The following is an 18,660-nucleotide window of genomic DNA, read 5'->3' as shown; positions in this document are numbered from 1 at the left end:
GACTATTTCATACTAAAATATTCTGCAAGCGGGCCAAGTGCCAGCGACGGAAAGAAGGCCAGTGCAGCGATGATCATAATTACAGCCATCGTCATAATACCGAAAGTTGCAGTATCTGTTTTCAATGTACCGGCAGATTCGGGAATGAACTTTTTCTGCGCCATAATACCCGCAATTGCGACCGGACCGATGATGGGAAGGAAGCGTGCAAGTATCAATACGAAACCTGCTGTCACATTCCAGAACATATTGTTGTCTGCGAGACCTTCAAAACCAGAGCCATTGTTGGCAGCGCAGGATGTATACTGGTAAAGCATTTCGGAGAAGCCGTGGTAACCGGGGTTATTTAACCAGTTTTTAGGTTGCACTGTCCATGCAGCACCACCATGATTCACGATTACGTACGATGATATTGCTGTGCCGGCAAGTATCAGAAACGGATGCAGCAATGCGATAATCGCCGCGATCTTCATTTCTTTCGCTTCTACTTTGTGTCCCATAAATTCGGGTGTACGACCCACCATCAATCCGGAAATAAATACGGCAATGATGATGAAAATATAGTAGTTGAGAATACCCACGCCACAACCACCATAAAAGCAGTTGATCATCATTCCGAGCAGTTGCATACCACCTGTCATCGGCATCATACTTTCATGCATACAGTTTACAGAGCCTGTAGAAATGATAGTCGTCATGGTTGTCCAGTAAGCACTGGCAGGTATGCCTAGTCGTACTTCTTTGCCTTCCATTGCAGTATTGGCACCGTTGATGCCCATGTGTGCGATAGCAGGATTACCATGTACTTCGCTGACAATTGTTGGAATGAGTAACATAAACATCCCCACAGTCATCACACCAAAAACGATGTAGGCAAATTTCTTGCGACGTATATAAATGCCCATGGCGAAGATTAATGCTACCGGCAGAATTACCTGCGCTACGATCTCTGTAACATTCGTGATGTAGTTCGGATTTTCTAAAGGATGTGCACTGTTAGCGCCAAACCAGCCACCACCATTGGTTCCAAGGTGTTTGATTGCTATCATGCCAGCTGCCGGACCACGAGATACATTTTGTGTATCGCCCTGCATTGTAATGATGGTATCCTTTCCTTTGAAGCTGGCCGGCGTACCATTGAATGCCAGTACGGTTGCAATAACAATAGAGATTGGTAATAAAATGCGTGTGATCGATTTTGTAAAATACACCCAGAAGTTGCCGAGCTTAGTAACTGTCTTTTCTTTGAGTGCTTTGAAAACTATTGCCAGCGCGGCAATACCGGTGGCAGCACTTACAAACTGTAAAAATGTAACCACAAACAGCTGACTGAAATAAGTAGCACCGCTTTCTCCGGAATAATCTTGCAGGTTACAATTTACAAGGAAGGAAATCGCCGTATTGAACGCGAGGTCTGGCGTTTGACCAGGATTGTGATCCGGATTGAGTGGTAATTTATCCTGGAAGAGCAAAACAAAAAATGCATAGACCAACCAAAGCATATTAATGGTGAGCAATGCTTTGAGATGCTCTTTCCAGGTCATCTCCTCCTCTTCTTTTATCCCCATAAAACGGAAGAGGAACCGGTCGAGCGGACCAAACAATTTATCGGTCCAGACCTTTTCTCCCAAAAACACTTTAGCAATGTAACGCGCCAGCAGCAAGGCAATGCAGATGGTAAGAATGTAACTAAATATTATGCCCAGATATTCGCTATTCATATTAGTTGTATCGTTTTGAATTTATTTTTTTCACAGTGGCAGTCTAAAATCGCTCTGGTTTGAGCAATACATAAATGAGGTAGACAAAAGCCAGTATGCAGACCAGAAAAAGAAGCATCATCATAAGATTCAGATTTTATCAAAGAAGTCGATTGATTTGTAAAACAGCCCAAAACAAAGCAGGGCTGCTATAAGAAGTAGAATAACCATAAATGGAATTTTAGATACCTGATTTGATCACCTGAGCGATGTACACCGTGTACAACGACATCGGCATGAGGGCGTAAAGTCTGTTACGTTCTGTTTCTTCACACCGGCAGAACATGGACGGAAATGCATACACGAACACATTTTCGACAGCATTTCTTACTACCGAATTACCTGTTTCATAAATTTTTCCGGCTAGCGAAAAACATTTTTTTGCTGTTTTGAAATCATGAGCAGCAATCATTTTTCGGGTATAACCGGTGAGGCACTGAAGTGTTTTAAACACGTTTACAACCGGACTAACGGTTTTCAGTTCGTCTTTAATTTCCGGCAATTCATCTTCGATGCAGGCCGGTACTTCATACTGATTCATGTTAGGTTTGCGAGGCGGTTTTGACCACTTCACAAACTATATAAGCCAAACGCTGTACCAGAATTGTTAAAGGGAATTCAAACTGCATGCAACCGAATGAAACGCAACGAATTAATTTATAAAAGAAGGGAAATTGGCACGTGCCAAAACAAAAAAACCTTCTCAAAATGAGAAGGTCTTTTTATCAAAATGAGGAGGCGCCGGGGACGCAATTGACAGTTGTCCATTATTTCAGCGAGTACTCCTCTATCTTTCTATACAGTGTTGCCAATCCAATATTCATCAATCGCGCAGCTTCTGTTTTATTGCCAGATGTATGCTGCAGCACCTTTCTGATATGTTGTTTTTCGATCAATGCAAGATCATAAATGGAAGTTGCAGATTCAGTATCTCCGCAATGCTGTAATTCATACGGCAAATTATTTATCTCCAGTGAATCTCCATCAGCAAGAATTACTGCACGTTCAATAACGTTTTTGAGTTCGCGTATATTACCAGGCCACGCATATTGCTGCAATGCCTTGATTGCTTCTTTACTGATCGCTTTCAAATGTCCGTTTGTTTTCTCTGCAAAAATCCGGAGGTAATATTGCGCCAGCATCGGAATATCTTTATTGCGATCGCGAAGAGCAGGCAACAAAATTGTAAACACTGCGATGCGGTAATACAGATCGCTGCGAAAATGGCCGGCTTCTATTTCTTCTTTAAACTCGCGATTGGAAGCCGTGATGATACGCACGTCTGCTTTGCGTTCTACAGTTTCACCAACACGATAATAAGTTCCATTCTCTAAAAAGCGCAGCAGCTTTGGTTGTAGTTCTTGCGGCATCTCACCGATCTCGTCCAAAAACAAAGTGCCGCCTTTCGCTTCTTCAATCAATCCCTTCTTGTCTTTCATTGCCCCGGTGAATGCTCCTGCTTTATGCCCGAACAACTCGCTTTCCATAATCTCTTTGCTCAGTGCACTGCAATTCAATGCCACAAATGGTTCTGAACTCCGCTTGCTATTGTAATGAATAGACTGTGCAAATACTTCTTTACCAGTTCCGGTTTCGCCGGTCAATAATACAGCGACATCTGTCGGCGCTACTTTCCCTGCTAAAGCTATTGCCTGCTTGATCTCCGCACTTTCACCAATGATACTGTCGAAATTGTATTTCTTCTGCAGCCTTGCCTCCAGCGATGCCACGCGTTGTTGCAAACTCGCTTTCTCCGTGGCACGACTCAGCAAAGGAATAATCCGGTCGTTATCGTCGCCTTTTACAATATAATCGAACGCGCCATTCTTGATCGCCTTCACGCCATCAGGAATATTACCATAGGCGGTGAGCAAAATGATTTCGGTTGTAGGATATTTATTTTTTAGCTCGGCCACAAGATCTACGCCAAACGCATCGGGCAATTTCACGTCGCAGATAATGATGTCTGTATGCTGCTGTGCAAGCAATTTTAAACCCTGTTGTGCTGTTCCGGCTTCTGAAACTTTATAACCTTCCATGGTCAATAAACGGGCCAGTAATTTCCGGTGCTTTTCTTCGTCGTCAATGATCAGAAGTGAAAACATAAATCGTCAGATGAGAACACAAATTTAATGCGAGAACTACTAATGTGCGAAATGTGTTTTAATATGATGAATGTGTTTTGTGTGCGGGCGTGAAAAAAGGACGTTCTATGAACGTCCTTTTCAAATTATTCTGAGAAATCACATTCGACAGATTTATTCACATTAAACACATTATCTAACGAGTGTCACGTCTCCCTTAAACGTATCCGAATGCCCATCGAACGAGGCAACTGTGATAATGTAATAATATACATCTACTGGTTGCGCCACACCATTACAGGTGCCATCCCAGCCTTTATCTTTGCCGCTTGTACGAAACACCTCTTGTCCCCAACGATTAAAAACTCTGAATTCCGAAATACGCCGGGCAGAAAGATTGCTGACGTGAAAAAAATCATTTTTACCATCGCCATTTGGTGTAAACGCAGAAGGAATGAAAAACGGCGGTGACTTTACAATGGGCGTATCTACACAGTCGTTGAAAACAACAACCATTGCTGTATCTCTCCGATAACAGCTATTACTGTCGTACACCTGCACTTTATAAATATTAGTAGCATTGGCGTAAGCTTGCGTATTGAAAATCGTATCGTTGCCCAGCATATAACTGTCTAGCCAAACAGGCCCATAGCAACCTTCCGCAACCGTCGCGCTGAGATCAACATACCCCTCTTTACATAATGCGGCCGGCACCGCGCTAGCTACTACATAACCCTGATCAGACACATCCCAGCTGATGGTATTGACGACAGAAAGACCACAAATATCGAGGACTTTATCACCATCACTGCCGGTCACTACAGACAAGGTGTAGTTGCCAGGTACTTCTATCGATTTATTAAAGAAAAGATCAATTGCATCGGCGTAAGGAGATAAATTCGCAGCAATTGGAATTGCTTTAATCACACTTACCGGCCCGGGACCATTTATCTTAAAATCGCTGCCATCATAGGCAACCGTGCTGTTTCTAATACTATGATTGAGGATGACCCTGGCCCTGGCACATGCAGGGGTGTCAAGACGTGTTATCGCAGGATCAATTAATGAATCTACGGTAAAGTGTAAAGTATCTGGGGCAAGCAAAGCATTATTGCAAAGATCCAGCAAGGTATTGCCGTCTGTGCCGGTTTTCGCATTGACAACACAGTTTCCCAAAGCTAATGGCGACGCAAACTGCAATTCTATCTGATCGGTATAACCATTAGGCGTACTGCAATTCAAGCCGGTTGCGGAACTAATCGTACCATTTGGCGTTAGGAAGAAATCAGAACCATCAGATGCAATAGAACTACATTTTACCAGCTTGGAGGTTCTTATATTGATGCTTTCGCTTTTGTTACAGGCTGGTATTATTTCAGCAAGCACCGGCTTCGGTCCTTGTACAAAAGTTGCAGTCGTGCCGGTGAAGTCAATGGTAAAGCCGGCAGCACTCGCACTGAAATTATCTACCAGAATCAGGAATTGCTGTCCCGGCGTTGCCGTAATAAACTGACAAAACGGATTACCTATGGTACCGGCCGGCACATTCACCAAGGTAGAGGTCATGTTTAAACCTACAATCCCCGCAGGAATAGTGCCGATTGGAAAAATGGTATTACCGTTGCAGCGAACCGGCGAAGTATTCAGCACAGCGTTGCAATAATGTTGAGTAATATCAAATACTGAGTAGTCATAATCGTCGGTGGAATCCTGCGGAATGATCTTAAATACAATATTTCCCGCTGTCGCTACTCTAAACCGGAGCCAGACAGAATTGGTTTCATTAAAGCAACCGAGGTTTGGTCCTCCTTGTGAATACTCCATTTTCTGTCCGTACCCACTATAGGAATAAGGCGTCATAAATGTCAGTCCACAAAGTTCTATAGCATTACAGGCATCCTGCTCGGGTTGCATTGGAGGCAACGCCTGTGCAAACAGATCATTGGCAAAGGGCCCGGCAGCAAATAACATACAGAGCAATAGGATAGCCCACTTTTTCATAAAAACAACACTTAACTAAACATTATAAATCATTTGGGAGCCCATAAACATCAAAACGAACCCGAAACAAGAATCGCATCTTTCATGTTTTTTTACCATCAACAGATCTTTTAATCAATCTTCATACCAAATTTTAAACGGCATCCTGCTGCAATAAAAAAGGACGTTCAATGAACGCCCTTTTTCCATTTTTTATTATTTAGTAAAACCACATTTCCCATATTAAACACATTACCTGATTAGGGTCACGTCTCCTTTATACGTATCCGAATGTCCGTCCGGCGAAGTGATTCTGATTAGATAATTGTAGACATCGGTTGGTTGGTCAACGCCTTTGAAAGTACCATCCCAGCCTTTATCATTGCCATTTGTAGAGAATACTTCTTGTCCCCAGCGATTAAATACGCGGAATTCTGTGATGCGCTGAATGGACAAATTTTTCACATGAAAATCATCATTCCTGCCGTCACCATTCGGTGTAAATGCTGATGGGATGAAAATCGGAATATTGTCCATCACGGTAATCTTCACAGAATCTTTGTTTTTACATTGATTGCTGTCTATGCCCAATAAAGTATAAATCGTTGTCACTTGTGGCGTCGCTGTCGGACTTTTAATATTCGGATTATCCAAACCGGTAATCGGCGACCAGAGATAATACAGCCCATGCGTAACCGAAGAATTAAGCACCACAGATCCGCCCCAGTAAATGCTGGTATCAGCGCGCGTTTCCACCATCGGCAATGGGTTCACTTTAATTGATTCTTTGAGCGTGTCCGCACAACCATATTGATCCGCAATCGAAACATAATACACGGAAGAGGTCATCGGATTAGCTGTCGGATTTGGACAGTTAGTACAGCTCAAACCGTTAGCAGGATACCACTGATAAGTAACACCGCCACTTGCATTTAACGTGGCATAATCACCGTAACAAATAGCAGTATCGGCAGAAGGAAGTAGCATCGGATTTCGTACAGATACGATTACATTGGCGGTATCTCTGCGGTAACAACGATTTGTATCGAAGATCTGGATTTTATACGTTGTTGAATTACGCGCATAAGCACTCGTATTAAAGCTAGTACTATCACCAATCAATGAAGCATTCACCCAGGTAGGCTCATAACTGCCACTCGGAGGTAAACACTGTGAGAACGTAATATTCGGGCGATCAGATGCTGGCGGATACCAGGCGGTATTAGACGCTAATGCACAACCGCTGGTGTTATCGTCAAGCATATTCAAAAACACCTTTGAACCTACATTTGGTGTTACCTGAACTTCATCGGCAGATGTCCAGGAATTATTGTTGAAACACATTTCCACAATTACGTTGCTCATACCGTCCCAATCATAGGTATTGTCAAACAAAAAAGTATTCGTGCCCTGAACGGTAGAATAGGTTTTAGGCGCATATACAATTTGTCCTCCCGATGCAAAATCATTGAGCGAATCAAGTGTAGTACATTGCATTTTGATGGTGAAATTATTGAACGGACTGGTGCTGTATTTATACATCACATTCATCGTAAGTTGCGAGATAGTACCAGACGTCATGCCTGCAGCAATTAATTCAGAGGCTTTAAACAACATTTGTGTACGCTCGTTTTTATAGTAGCCGATGAATGGTGACTCGTATGAATTACCAGCAGCTAAAGGATCACCGATAGAAACAGGATTAGAAGGATTACTGCAAACAGTTCCGTTAACACCACAGTTCAACACTTGCGCAGGTGGCGGTATCTGTGCTGCGGCACTGAGACTGACATAACCTGGCTTACATAACACATTCGGCGTTGCACTTGCTGTGAGATAACCATGGTCAGACACATACCATCCGATTGTATTGATGACCGAAAATCCGCAGGTATCTACCACTTTGTTTCCATCAGTACCAGTTACCACAGATAAGGTGTAATTACCTGGCACCTTTATGGAACTGTTGAAGAAGAGCTCAATCGTATCCGCGTATGGCGATGCATTAGCCGCAAGCGGAATCGCTTTTACTACAGACACCGGACCGGGACCGGTTATTTTAAAATCGCTACCATTAGCCGCGACTGTGCTGTTTAGGATTCTATGACTAAGCACCACTTTAGCATCAATACAAGCAGGCGTATCAAGGCGGACCATCGCAGGATTATTCGCAGGGTCTACCACAAAATGTAGTGTATCCGGCGCTATCAATGCATTGCCGCAAAGATCCAGCAGAGTGTTCCCGTCAGTGCCTGTTTGTGCGTTGACTACATAATTACCCGGAGCCAGTGGTGATGCAAATTGCAAATCTATCTGGGTAGTATATCCGTTCGGCGTGCTGCAGTTCTGTCCTACAGCCGATGCTATCGTACCACTCGGAGTTAGAAAGAAATCAGAGCCATCAGTCGCAATAGAATTACATTTTACAGGCTTCGTTGTTTTTACCGTTATTTTTTCGCTTTTGCTGCATGCCGGCATTACTTGTGCCAGCGCAGGATGCGGTCCTTGTACAAACGTGGCTGTAGTACCTGTAAAGTCTATTGTAAAGCCGGCAGCACTGGCGCTGAAGTTATCTACCAGTATCAGCAATTGTTGCCCTGCAGTACCTGCTATAAATTGACAAAACGGACTACCTATAGTACCGGCAGGCACATTCAACAAAGTAGACGTCATATCCAGCCCGATGATACCACCGGGAATACTGCCAATCGGCAAGATGGTATTACCATTGCAACGGATCTGTTGGGTTGAATAAAGCACGGAATCGCATGGATGCTGAGAAACATCGAACACAGCGAAGTCATAGTCATTGGTAGAATCAGCCGGAACAATCTTAAAGACAATATTGCCGGGTGTTGCTACGGTAATTTTGAACCAGACTGAATTGGTTTCATCAAAGCAGCTAAAGGTTGGCGGTCCTTGAGAGTGTTCTAGTTTTTGTCCGTAACCGCTATAAGAATACGGCACGGTAAATGACAGCCCACAAAGCTCCAGCGCGTTACAAGCGTCCTGCTCCGGTTGTAATGGCGGCAGGGCCTGTGCTGTTAGCTTGTTGGAAAAGGGCCAGGTAGCGCAAAAGACGCAGAGCAAGAAAATAGCCCACTTTTTCATAGGAAATAGCTTAGCTTAATAAACGTTATATTATTATTAAGAAGACTATATTACAAAGAAAAAAGTTGGAAGCAAAGGGAATATATAAAAAAAGGGGTTAAGCTTATGCTTAACCCCCGAATGCGTCTTTTATCTTATCGAAAAAACTTTTCTCGTCTTTGTGATCTTTGGCGTCTGGTCCTGGCTGAAAATTTGTTGAATTTTTCAGCTTTTCAAGTAAAGCCTTTTCATCATTAGACAGATGTTGCGGAGACCATACATTCACTTCTACCAGTTCATCACCTTTTTCATATGACTGGAAAGCCGGGAAGCCTTTTCCTTTCAGTCTGAATATTTTACCGCTTTGCGTACCTGCCGGAATCTTGATCTTCGCTTTACCATCAATTGTCGGAACTTCTACCTGCGTGCCTAAAACCACATCAGGGAAAGAAACATGCAATTGATAGATCACGTCGAGATCCTGGCGTTTCAGATGCGGATGTTTTTCTTCCTCAATAACGATCAGCAGATCGCCCGCAGGACCACCACGCTCACCGGCATTACCGGCGCCGCCCATGCTCAGCTGCATGCCATCTACTACACCTGCAGGGATGTCCAGATTCAGCGTGTCTTCGCCAAATACGCGGCCTTCGCCTTTACAATGGGTACATTTCGCAGTGATCTGTGTGCCTTCACCATTACAGGTTGGACAAGTAGTAACTGTCTGCATCTGGCCCAGAAAGGTATTCGTCACACGACGTACCTGACCAGAACCACCGCAAGTACCGCAAGTCTGTACAGAGCTTTTATCTTTCGCACCGCTGCCATCACATGGTTGACATGGAACGTATTTCTTTACTTTAATTTTTTTGTTGGCGCCATTTGCGATTTCACCAAAATCCATTTTCAGTTTTACACGGAGATTTGCGCCACGCGTACCCTGGCGACGTCCGCCACCACCGCCTTGACGACCACCGCCGCCAAAGAAGCTGCCAAACATATCATCGCCAAAAATATCGCCGAAGTTCTGGAAGATGTCTTCCATGCGCATACCACCAGGACCACCGCCATAACCACCGCCGGCTGCACCACCCATTCCGGCATGTCCGAAACGATCGTACTGAGCTTTTTTGTCTGGATTGCTCAACACATCATATGCTTCCGCCGCTTCCTTAAACTTTTCTTCTGCTGCTTTATCGCCCGGATTACGATCTGGGTGATGCTGCATCGCTATTTTACGGTATGATTTCTTGATTTCATCCGCACTGGCAGTTTTCGCTACCCCAAGCACCTCGTAATAATCTCTCTTTGACATTTACTTTCTTTGAAAATCCGTCATTCAACAATTGCCATTAATAGACAAATTGTCCAGTTTTACACGGACTGTTTTGATGAATTTATTTACCAACCACCACTTTAGCGTGACGGATCAATTTTTCATTCAAATAATATCCTGGCTCGATTACGTCGATTACTTTCCCAACCATTGTTTCATTCGGAGCTGGAATTTCGGTAATTGCCTCGTGCAGCTCAGGGTCAAAATCCTGACCAATACTTTCCATTTTCACAAGACCTTTCTGCTGCATTACACCGCGCAATTTATTGAATACCAAACCAACGCCTTCTTTCAGGGCATCAATATCAGTTGATTTTTCCATTTGCTTAGATGCACGGTCCGTATCATCCAGTACAACCAGCAATGACTGTACGATGTCTTTTCCGGCAGTCTGGATCAGTTCTACACGTTCTTTGGCATTACGTCTGCGGAAATTTTCAAATTCTGCCACAAGACGCAGGTATTTATCCTTCGCTTCCTCTACTTCATTCTTCAGTTTTGCCATTTCGTCTTCTTCAGCGAGCTGGTCTTCCAATTTCTGGGTACCCGCCATGCTGTCATCCACATTCAATTCTGAAGCCAGCGCATCTTCCAGCGCTTCATTATTCTTATTCTGGTCTGGTGTCATGTTGTCTTGGTTTTCCATATCTGCATTCTTTTTGTCAAACGCCTGATCGTTCATAGCTTTCTTTTTTTTAAAAAACATGCTATTAATATTATGCTCAATAAGCTTGCCAGTCCCTGTTTTTTTGCCAAAATGACATTCTTGCACAAAGATTGGCTGCCTAAACTTATAAAATACCGCGCAAAAATAAACCAGCCTGCGGAAAACAGACTGGTGGTTTAGAAAATTACTGCTTATTTGCTTGTTACCAGTTCCTTAGTTATTGTACTCATAGGTCCACACATTGCCTGTTCCGAGCGCTTCTACTTCCGAACATTTTATAATGCGCCCTTTGCTGTCTTTATCATAAACGAATGTTTTAGTGATAGTGGTTCCAGGATAGGTTGCTGTACTGCCAGTCACCAGGTTTTTATTGAGTATTACTGAGGCACCATTCTTAATCAGATCATTTACATACAGATAGTCGCCTGCCTGAAAAACAGCATTTGCATCATAAGTGTACGTTGTCGTATTCGTAGATGTTGGCGAAGATATGCCAACGACATTTCCGTTCTGCCAGGTGTAGGCAGTACTATTTTCCGAGAAGCTTTCTGATTCGGTAACCTGAGTAAGATTTCCACTATTATCGTAGGTGTATGCAGTGGTAATAGTGTCGCCGTGATCTTTGTCGATATGTACATTTTGTATCACTTTCCCATTGCTCAGCACTGTAGAATCCAAAGCAAAAATACCTGTCGCAGATTCATACGTGCCGACTTTATACTGTGCCGTGTAGCTGTAGTTAATTGTATACGAAAGTGAGCCACTGACAACGATTTTACTGACTTCACCAGATGCATTGTAAGACAACACATATTGGTCGGTATATCCGTCTCCCTTTAAGGTCACTTTGCTTATCTGGCTTTTAGGAGTAACCGAGTTGCCATCTCCTTTCTTACAAGAGAAAAATACAATTGGGGACAAAAACAATAAGGTCAGACAGGACAATTTTTTTCTCATAAATGGATTTGTTTTGTTTTTAATAGTTGATATGATATCGCTCTAATTCCCAGACGTGGCTTTGGGTTTCATAATGCGTTTTGATGATCACAAAACCAACACTGTCTTTCAAAAAATAGGAATCCTGCCCTTCCGCACATTCCGCAACGTTGGCATACGCTGCGCCACGTACAACGAGCTTGGGGTGAATGGTGATATCCGCAAAATTGTTGGTAGCAAATGGATAGTCGTAGTTCAGATCGGTGATATGAAAACTTTCCAGTGGCTGCATTTGATAAAAATAGTCCAGGCTGATTTTGCCACCGGTATTCAGGCTCATAACCCAGCTTGCAGAATCTGAATACGGATTAGAGGCCGGATATTGATAGATAACCATGTTTACTGTCTCATAAACATTTGCAGCACTCTGGATGTACTGATCGCGCTGAGAATATCCCGTTACGCAAAAGCTATCTTCTCTGCCGCTCAGCGAATCGCGATAAATCCAGTAACTCCCTTCTTTAAAACTGTAATTCTTTTTAAGGTCTGCATTGAGCGGTATATATTGTTTGTCGTCGTTTTTTTTACACGCAGCAAACAACACTAACAGGGCAATGGTCAAATATTTATTCATAGGGTAAAGCGATATAAGAGAATACGCAGGAATGGAAGATTTCCCCTATGAATTTGTTAATTATTTTTTGACCATCTCGATCAATCGCCAGAGCAACGATTGATTTTTCTTCAGCACCATGTACAATTCCCGCTTACCACCGAAGCTCCTGAAAAAGCGCTCCACACCGGGATCCATGCTACCTTCGAGATCAAAAAACCTGTTACCTCTTTTCTTTGCTTCTTTAATCGAATGCCAAAGCAATGCAGACATCGCACGGTAACTATCAGCTTCAGGATTTTTAGCTCCCATAAAATAATAGCTGCGTTCGCCGTCCCAAACATTCCAGATCACGGCTTGTGCTACGCCTTCTTTTTTGGCTACCCAAAGCGCGGTGCTATTATGGATTCTGCACGCATCAAACAAACGATTTACTTGTTCAAAATCGTAATGCTGCTCGGTACCTTTATCCTCGAGTGTTACTTTTTGAAAACGAAATAATGCATCCAGACAATTTGGATCATCTGATATTTCAAACTCTTTTTCTGCAGCTCTGATATTGCGGCGCAGTGGCTCTTTCATATTACTGAAAAGCACTTCTTCCGTTTCGTTCAGATCGATTAAAAAAGTCTGTTGAACAGTTATTGCAAGCTCATAATCCTTGAAAATTCCTGCTTGCTTCAGGCCCGGCTGTACCGACAATTTCCAGACATCACAATTCGGCAGCTGATCTATCAACTGCGTGATCACTTCATGTTCAAAATTATCCCGGTTACTTTCTTTGATATCCTCCGGAAAAAAAACATGCGGACCCAGATAAGCTGTCAGCGGTGGATTGCGAAGCATCTCTACCCGCAACCTGTTTTGAATGGCATATGGCCAGACACCAGTAATCGCCTGCCCTTTCATGGAAATCGCGACATCCCATTTTCCTACAACCGCATCCAGCCACCAATACTGCAAGAACACCGGCAGATCCGGTGATTGTGCACAAATAGCTTTATAGAGTTGTTTTGCTGTCAAGTCCTTATTTGAATTGTAATACCCTGGCCGGTTGTATACGACGAATATACAACGTTGGCAACCACATGCAAAGTATGCACAGCACAAGTGTTGCCCCATCTATCAATACTACCTGCCACCAATGAATTCGAATCGGTACCTGGCTCATATAATAAGTGGCTTCGGAAAGTTTCAGGAAACCATAGCGCTGCTGCAACCAGCAGAAACCAAGTCCGATAATATTGCCGGTCATGATACCGATAAAAGCAATTACGCTGGCATGGTAAAGAAATATACGCTGCGTCATACCCTGACTCATACCCAGGGCTTTAAGCAAGCCCACCATCCGCGTATGCTCCACAATCAAGATCATCAAGGCTACCGCCAGATTAATCACTGCCACAATGGCCATGATCAAAATAATGATCTGCGCGTTTACATCCTGCAAACTGAGCCAGTCAAATATATTCGGAAAAATTTCTCTGATGGAATGCGTTGTCAGCGGCGGCTCCACATAACGAATACGAATGTCTTCCGCCAATGAATCAGCCAGCATTTCATTATCAAGGTCTACCTGATACCCGTTTATTTCATCGGGGCTCCAGTTGTTGATTCTTTGTAATAAACGCAGATCACAAATCGCAAAATCCTGATCAATTTCATCCATACCGGTATGAAAAATGCCTGCTATCTGCAACTTCCGGATACGTGGAAAAGTAGCGCCCGGCTCAAGGAAATAAATCAATGCGGAATCACCAGAATTTAGCTCCAGGCGATTAGCGATAGTCTGCGACAATATCAACTGATGTGCGTACGCTGTATCACTATAATCAATCTTGTTGCCTTTAAAATCTACTGTCGAACTAAAGTGATATCCCGGCGGAATACCCTTCAGCTTAATACCATCCATTTGTCCATGCGCCTGCACAATCGCAGGCCTTACAGCGTAAGGCAAAACCTGATCCACATGCTTCATACTTTTTACAGACTGTATCAGACCATTATTGATCTGTATCGGCGTAGAGGACAGCAACGATGACGGATTTGTATTATAAGGTGCTATATGCACATGGCCCCAAAAACTAAACAGTTTCTCACGGATGGTGTATTTGAATCCTGATATAAATGCGATTGCCAGTATCATAACGGCCACGCTCAGGCTTGTAGCCACAATGGCCAGCCTGATGATAAAAGAAGAAAACGCTCCTTTTTGTCGTAATAAATACCGACGCGCTATGAAAAACGGAAGATTCAAAATGCATTCAAAGTTAATAGAAACAAAGGCTTATCTGCCTGCGGGGTAAAAATAATTAAAAGCGGGATTAAGCTTTAAATCAATTTATTATATCTAATGCTTGGCTTCATATTTCTCTAATAGTTCTTCTACTAGCCAAAAACCACTAGAATATAGCTCTTAAAAAACTTGCATTATAAATTATCAGCATAAAACTGTATCAAGATTTAAACGCCTTTCTAAAAAAGACATCTAAAAGTCTGATTTTACAAAAAAATCAATTTAATTTTATTTGTAATAAATAAAAATCTATGAAAAAATTGATCCTTTTTCTCGCACTTTCATGCTTTGTCGCTACGGGCGTAAATGCGCAGGTAGATCTGAACAGTATGGCCAGCAAGGCCACTGGGACAGCCACCAATGTCGAAAATACAGCCAAAGCACTGGGTGAATTGGCAAACGGTATTGCACCTGGCGCGCTTAACAGCAGTTGGTTGACGAATAAAACCAGTTGGTTGAAAGGTGCCAGCACCGTTACGTCAGCTTCTGGCGCAGGGAAATTACTCGGTCAGCTTGGCGGATTTTTGAAACCAAGCGCTACAAAATCAGGCTTTGACCTCTCTAAATGGATTTCTACGGCCAATACGCTGAAAAGCTTTAGCGGCGTAGGCTCTTCTATTAAATCACTTTTAGGTGGAATGAATGCAAGCTCACTTACCAGCAGCTTCCTGAAAAACAAAGACACGTACATGTCATTGCTGAATACTTTGAAATAGCCTAAAGGGAAAAGCTTAAGGCACCCAGTCAGAGTGACTATATATATTTCGAAATAAAAAAAGACCGGATGTGCTGTACACATCCGGTCTTTATATTTTCAGACAAAATCAATTAGTCAATAGAAGTAGCGCCTTCAATCAGCACTGTAGCTTTATTGTTCAGAACTTCTACAAAACCGGCTGCGATTTCGTAGTTCTCTGTATGATTTTTGTCTTTCATGATTTTCATCTTACCCCGTCCGAGAGAAGCGATGATTGGTGCGTGGTGATCGAGGATCTCGAAAGAACCTTCAATACCCGGCAACTGAATGCCATACACTGTACCGCTGTACACTTTATGTTCTGGAGTTAAAATATCTAATTGCATTTTACTTAATTTGAAAATGTGTCAATTTGAACATTTGAAAATTACATGAGCCATTTTCAAATCAGCTCATTTTCAGATTTTCAAATTAAAATTAGTTTTTCGCTTGTTCCATCAGCTTTTTACCTTTTGCGATAGCATCTTCGATGTTACCTACCAGGTTGAACGCTGCTTCTGGATACTCATCTACTTCACCATCCATGATCATGTTGAAACCACGGATTGTGTCTTCGATCGGAACCAATACACCTTTCAGACCAGTAAACTGTTCTGCTACGTGGAATGGCTGAGACAGGAAGCGCTGTACTTTACGTGCACGTTGTACAGTCATTTTATCTTCTTCGCTCAATTCATCCATACCGAGGATCGCGATGATATCTTGCAGTTCTTTATAGCGCTGAAGGATCAGTTTTACTCTGTTTGCAGTATTGTAGTGTGCATCACCAACTACAGAAGCAGAAAGGATACGTGATGTTGAATCCAATGGATCTACCGCTGGGTAGATACCGAGATCCGCGATCTTACGAGACAATACGGTTGTAGCATCCAGGTGGGCAAATGTTGTTGCCGGCGCCGGATCGGTCAAGTCATCCGCAGGTACGTAAACCGCCTGTACGGAAGTAATAGAACCGTTTTTAGTTGAAGTGATACGTTCTTGCATCAGACCCATTTCTGTAGCCAGTGTAGGTTGGTAACCTACCGCCGATGGCATACGACCCAGGAGGGCAGATACCTCAGAACCAGCCTGAGTGAAACGGAAGATATTATCTACGAAGAAAAGGATGTCTTTACCTTTACCGCTACCATCGCCATCACGGAAGTATTCAGCGATTGTAAGACCAGAAAGTGCCACACGTGCACGTGCTCCTGGCGGCTCGTTCATCTGACCGAATACGAAAGTTGCTTTTGAATCTTTCAGACCTTGCAAATCTACAGAAGAAAGATCCCATCCACCAGCTTCCATGCTGTGGAGGAATTTTTCGCCGTATTTAACGATACCAGCTTCGATCATTTCGCGCATCAGGTCATTACCTTCACGGGTACGCTCACCCACACCGGCAAATACTGACAGACCACCGTGGCCTTTCGCGATATTGTTGATCAATTCCTGGATCAATACGGTTTTACCTACACCCGCACCACCAAACAGACCAATTTTACCACCTTTTGCATATGGCTCGATCAGATCGATTACTTTGATACCTGTGAACAGTACTTCAGTTGCAGTGCTGAGGTCTTCAAATTTCGGAGGCTTAGCGTGGATCGGACGACCAACAGTTTTATCTGGCTGAGGCAGACCGTCGATCGCATCACCTGTTACGTTAAACAAACGACCATTGATCTGTTCGCCGATTGGCATTGCAATCGCTTTACCTGTATCTACTACTGCCAGACCACGTACGAGCCCCTCTGTACCGTCCATCGCTACGCAACGTACGCTATCTTCACCCAGGTGTTGTTGAACTTCCAACACCAGTTTATCGCCATTTTCGCGTGTTAATTCAAGTGCATTGTAGATTTCAGGCAACTTACTATCGCCCGTGAAATGCACGTCGACAACAGGACCGATGATTTGTTTGATTTTACCAACGTTTGGCATACGACTCAGTTATATAAAAGAAAAAGATTCGTGAAAATTTGTGCAAAGGTAGTGATACTAATGTGAAAAGAAAAAAGCAAAAGGAAAAAAGTTGAATTACGTAGATCTATATTCATATAGAGACCTCTACACATCAACTACAATTTAAATATAAAACCTTTTTCAGATAGATTATTTTATCCTTTCATATTCAAATAGCGGACTTCCCTTCACGCCTGTAGGACTGTAATAATCGAGGAAATGGATTTTCCAGTACTGACTTCTGCGCGTATAAAGCACATAGCTTTTCTTAGGATTCACCACATATCTTGCATTTGCATTGGTGTAGTCATACGATTTCCAGTCGAAACCGATGATATCACGCCAAGGATATAATGTGTAGCGTTGCAAAGAAGAATCTGAAATATTGTCATAGCCGCTGGTGCTATCTGCAATACCCATCGTTTTATATGGATTCAGCAGTACGCCAGAAACCTGATATTTAAAATTACCAAGGTATTTATAGATATAGCGGTAACGGGTAAATACAATATCCCATGTATTCATTGGGGGCTCAGGTGTAGTAATATTCCCCTGAGCGGTAAAGGAAAAATAAGTGTAATTGTAATTTGAATTTTTTGGAATAGAAATCACGGTTGGCGTCGGGTTATTGATCGGTCCGAATTCCATTATATAGTTTTGATCATTTACCGAACGCAATCTTATTTTACGGTATACAGAATCGCAAAACACAAGATATACGTGATTCAACGAATTGCCTTGCCTGTCCTGCCATTCGCCCAAACCTGTTGAGTCCGGCATGCCGCACGGCCAGTCAAATTTCCAGGCACCATCAGGCGGGTTATTGATCAGACTTAAATAAGTGGTGCTATCTACGTGACTGAATGAAGTGTCGTAAGTATCGGCGATCAGAACATTTTTGCCGCCATTCATAAATAAATGATGGCCGCCGGCGGATGCTTCAAAAGCAAGATCCCAAGACGCAACCGGACTGGTATAAACAACCTGTCCTGATTCCAGATCGAAAAAAACCTGAGTAGTATAATCCTCCCCCATCGACACTTGTGCGTGCATCGAAGTTCCCGGTGGTGGCAGTGTTACAGGTGTTTCTTTCTTTAAGCAAGAAGTAAATAAGACTGTAAAAACCAATGCTGTAAGTATACGTCCGCTCGATCTGGTTTTACTCATGACGGCACAAATATCCATCAATGGGTAATA

General features: G+C 43.0%; 16 protein-coding genes. 1 reads left to right on the top strand and 15 read right to left on the bottom strand.

Features of this window, described 5'->3' with window-relative positions; translation table 11 throughout:
• Positions 1 to 2 precede the first annotated feature (2 nt).
• The 12 genes from kdpA to DN068_RS05760 form a co-directional block, all read right to left on the bottom strand.
• A complete protein-coding gene (gene kdpA / locus DN068_RS05815) occupies positions 3 to 1,721 on the bottom strand; it encodes a potassium-transporting ATPase subunit KdpA (protein WP_110997954.1) in 1,719 nt (572 codons plus the stop codon).
• A gap of 43 nt (positions 1,722 to 1,764) precedes the next feature.
• Positions 1,765 to 1,839 carry a potassium-transporting ATPase subunit F gene (locus DN068_RS22485; RefSeq protein WP_394342324.1) on the bottom strand — a complete coding sequence of 25 codons (75 nt, stop codon included), beginning with the start codon at positions 1,837 to 1,839 and terminating at the stop codon, positions 1,765 to 1,767.
• 102 nt (positions 1,840 to 1,941) lie between these two features.
• Positions 1,942 to 2,301 (bottom strand): DUF7674 family protein, encoded by a 360-nt coding sequence (locus DN068_RS05805; RefSeq protein ID WP_110997952.1) that lies wholly within the window; start codon positions 2,299 to 2,301, stop codon positions 1,942 to 1,944.
• 226 nt (positions 2,302 to 2,527) lie between these two features.
• Complete coding sequence (locus tag DN068_RS05800) at positions 2,528 to 3,865, bottom strand: sigma-54-dependent transcriptional regulator (RefSeq protein ID WP_110997951.1); 1,338 nt, start codon at positions 3,863 to 3,865, stop codon at positions 2,528 to 2,530.
• Positions 3,866 to 4,036: 171 nt separating this feature from the next.
• Positions 4,037 to 5,845 (bottom strand): gliding motility-associated C-terminal domain-containing protein, encoded by a 1,809-nt coding sequence (locus DN068_RS05795; RefSeq protein WP_110997950.1) that lies wholly within the window; start codon positions 5,843 to 5,845, stop codon positions 4,037 to 4,039.
• Between the two features lie 231 nt (positions 5,846 to 6,076).
• Positions 6,077 to 8,935 carry a gliding motility-associated C-terminal domain-containing protein gene (locus DN068_RS05790; protein ID WP_110997949.1) on the bottom strand — a complete coding sequence of 953 codons (2,859 nt, stop codon included), beginning with the start codon at positions 8,933 to 8,935 and terminating at the stop codon, positions 6,077 to 6,079.
• A 109-nt stretch (positions 8,936 to 9,044) separates the two neighbouring features.
• A complete protein-coding gene (gene dnaJ / locus DN068_RS05785; RefSeq protein ID WP_110997948.1) occupies positions 9,045 to 10,229 on the bottom strand; it encodes a molecular chaperone DnaJ in 1,185 nt (394 codons plus the stop codon).
• 82 nt (positions 10,230 to 10,311) lie between these two features.
• A complete protein-coding gene (locus DN068_RS05780) occupies positions 10,312 to 10,956 on the bottom strand; it encodes a nucleotide exchange factor GrpE (protein WP_243630119.1) in 645 nt (214 codons plus the stop codon).
• 174 nt (positions 10,957 to 11,130) lie between these two features.
• Positions 11,131 to 11,874, bottom strand: coding sequence for a DUF4595 domain-containing protein (locus DN068_RS05775; RefSeq protein ID WP_110997947.1), 744 nt, complete (start codon positions 11,872 to 11,874; stop codon positions 11,131 to 11,133).
• Between the two features lie 19 nt (positions 11,875 to 11,893).
• Positions 11,894 to 12,487 (bottom strand): hypothetical protein, encoded by a 594-nt coding sequence (locus DN068_RS05770; RefSeq protein WP_110997946.1) that lies wholly within the window; start codon positions 12,485 to 12,487, stop codon positions 11,894 to 11,896.
• Between the two features lie 60 nt (positions 12,488 to 12,547).
• A complete protein-coding gene (locus DN068_RS05765) occupies positions 12,548 to 13,489 on the bottom strand; it encodes a GNAT family N-acetyltransferase (RefSeq protein WP_165836294.1) in 942 nt (313 codons plus the stop codon).
• Positions 13,490 to 13,493: 4 nt separating this feature from the next.
• Positions 13,494 to 14,639 carry an ABC transporter permease gene (locus tag DN068_RS05760; protein ID WP_262508847.1) on the bottom strand — a complete coding sequence of 382 codons (1,146 nt, stop codon included), beginning with the start codon at positions 14,637 to 14,639 and terminating at the stop codon, positions 13,494 to 13,496.
• Between the two features lie 374 nt (positions 14,640 to 15,013).
• Here DN068_RS05760 and DN068_RS05755 point away from each other — a divergent pair, with 374 nt between their 5' ends.
• Positions 15,014 to 15,478: a hypothetical protein gene (locus DN068_RS05755; RefSeq protein ID WP_110997943.1), complete on the top strand. Its 465-nt coding sequence runs from the start codon at positions 15,014 to 15,016 to the stop codon at positions 15,476 to 15,478.
• Positions 15,479 to 15,590: 112 nt separating this feature from the next.
• On the opposite strand, the gene atpC is transcribed toward DN068_RS05755, so the two are convergent.
• The 3 genes from atpC to DN068_RS05740 all read right to left on the bottom strand — a co-directional run bounded on the left by atpC (position 15,591) and on the right by DN068_RS05740 (position 18,630).
• Positions 15,591 to 15,845, bottom strand: coding sequence for an ATP synthase F1 subunit epsilon (atpC, locus tag DN068_RS05750; protein WP_110997942.1), 255 nt, complete (start codon positions 15,843 to 15,845; stop codon positions 15,591 to 15,593).
• A gap of 91 nt (positions 15,846 to 15,936) precedes the next feature.
• Positions 15,937 to 17,442 (bottom strand): F0F1 ATP synthase subunit beta, encoded by a 1,506-nt coding sequence (gene atpD, locus DN068_RS05745; RefSeq protein WP_110997941.1) that lies wholly within the window; start codon positions 17,440 to 17,442, stop codon positions 15,937 to 15,939.
• 171 nt (positions 17,443 to 17,613) lie between these two features.
• The gene (locus DN068_RS05740) at positions 17,614 to 18,630 is read right to left on the bottom strand and encodes an HmuY family protein (protein ID WP_165836293.1); all 1,017 of its coding nucleotides are present in this window, start codon (positions 18,628 to 18,630) and stop codon (positions 17,614 to 17,616) included.
• Between the last annotated feature and the right edge of the window lie 30 nt (positions 18,631 to 18,660).

The sequence above is a fragment of the Taibaiella soli genome (genome assembly GCF_003236175.1).
Taxonomy (GTDB): domain Bacteria; phylum Bacteroidota; class Bacteroidia; order Chitinophagales; family Chitinophagaceae; genus QKTW01.
This window is presented reverse-complemented; position numbering and strand designations above follow the sequence as displayed.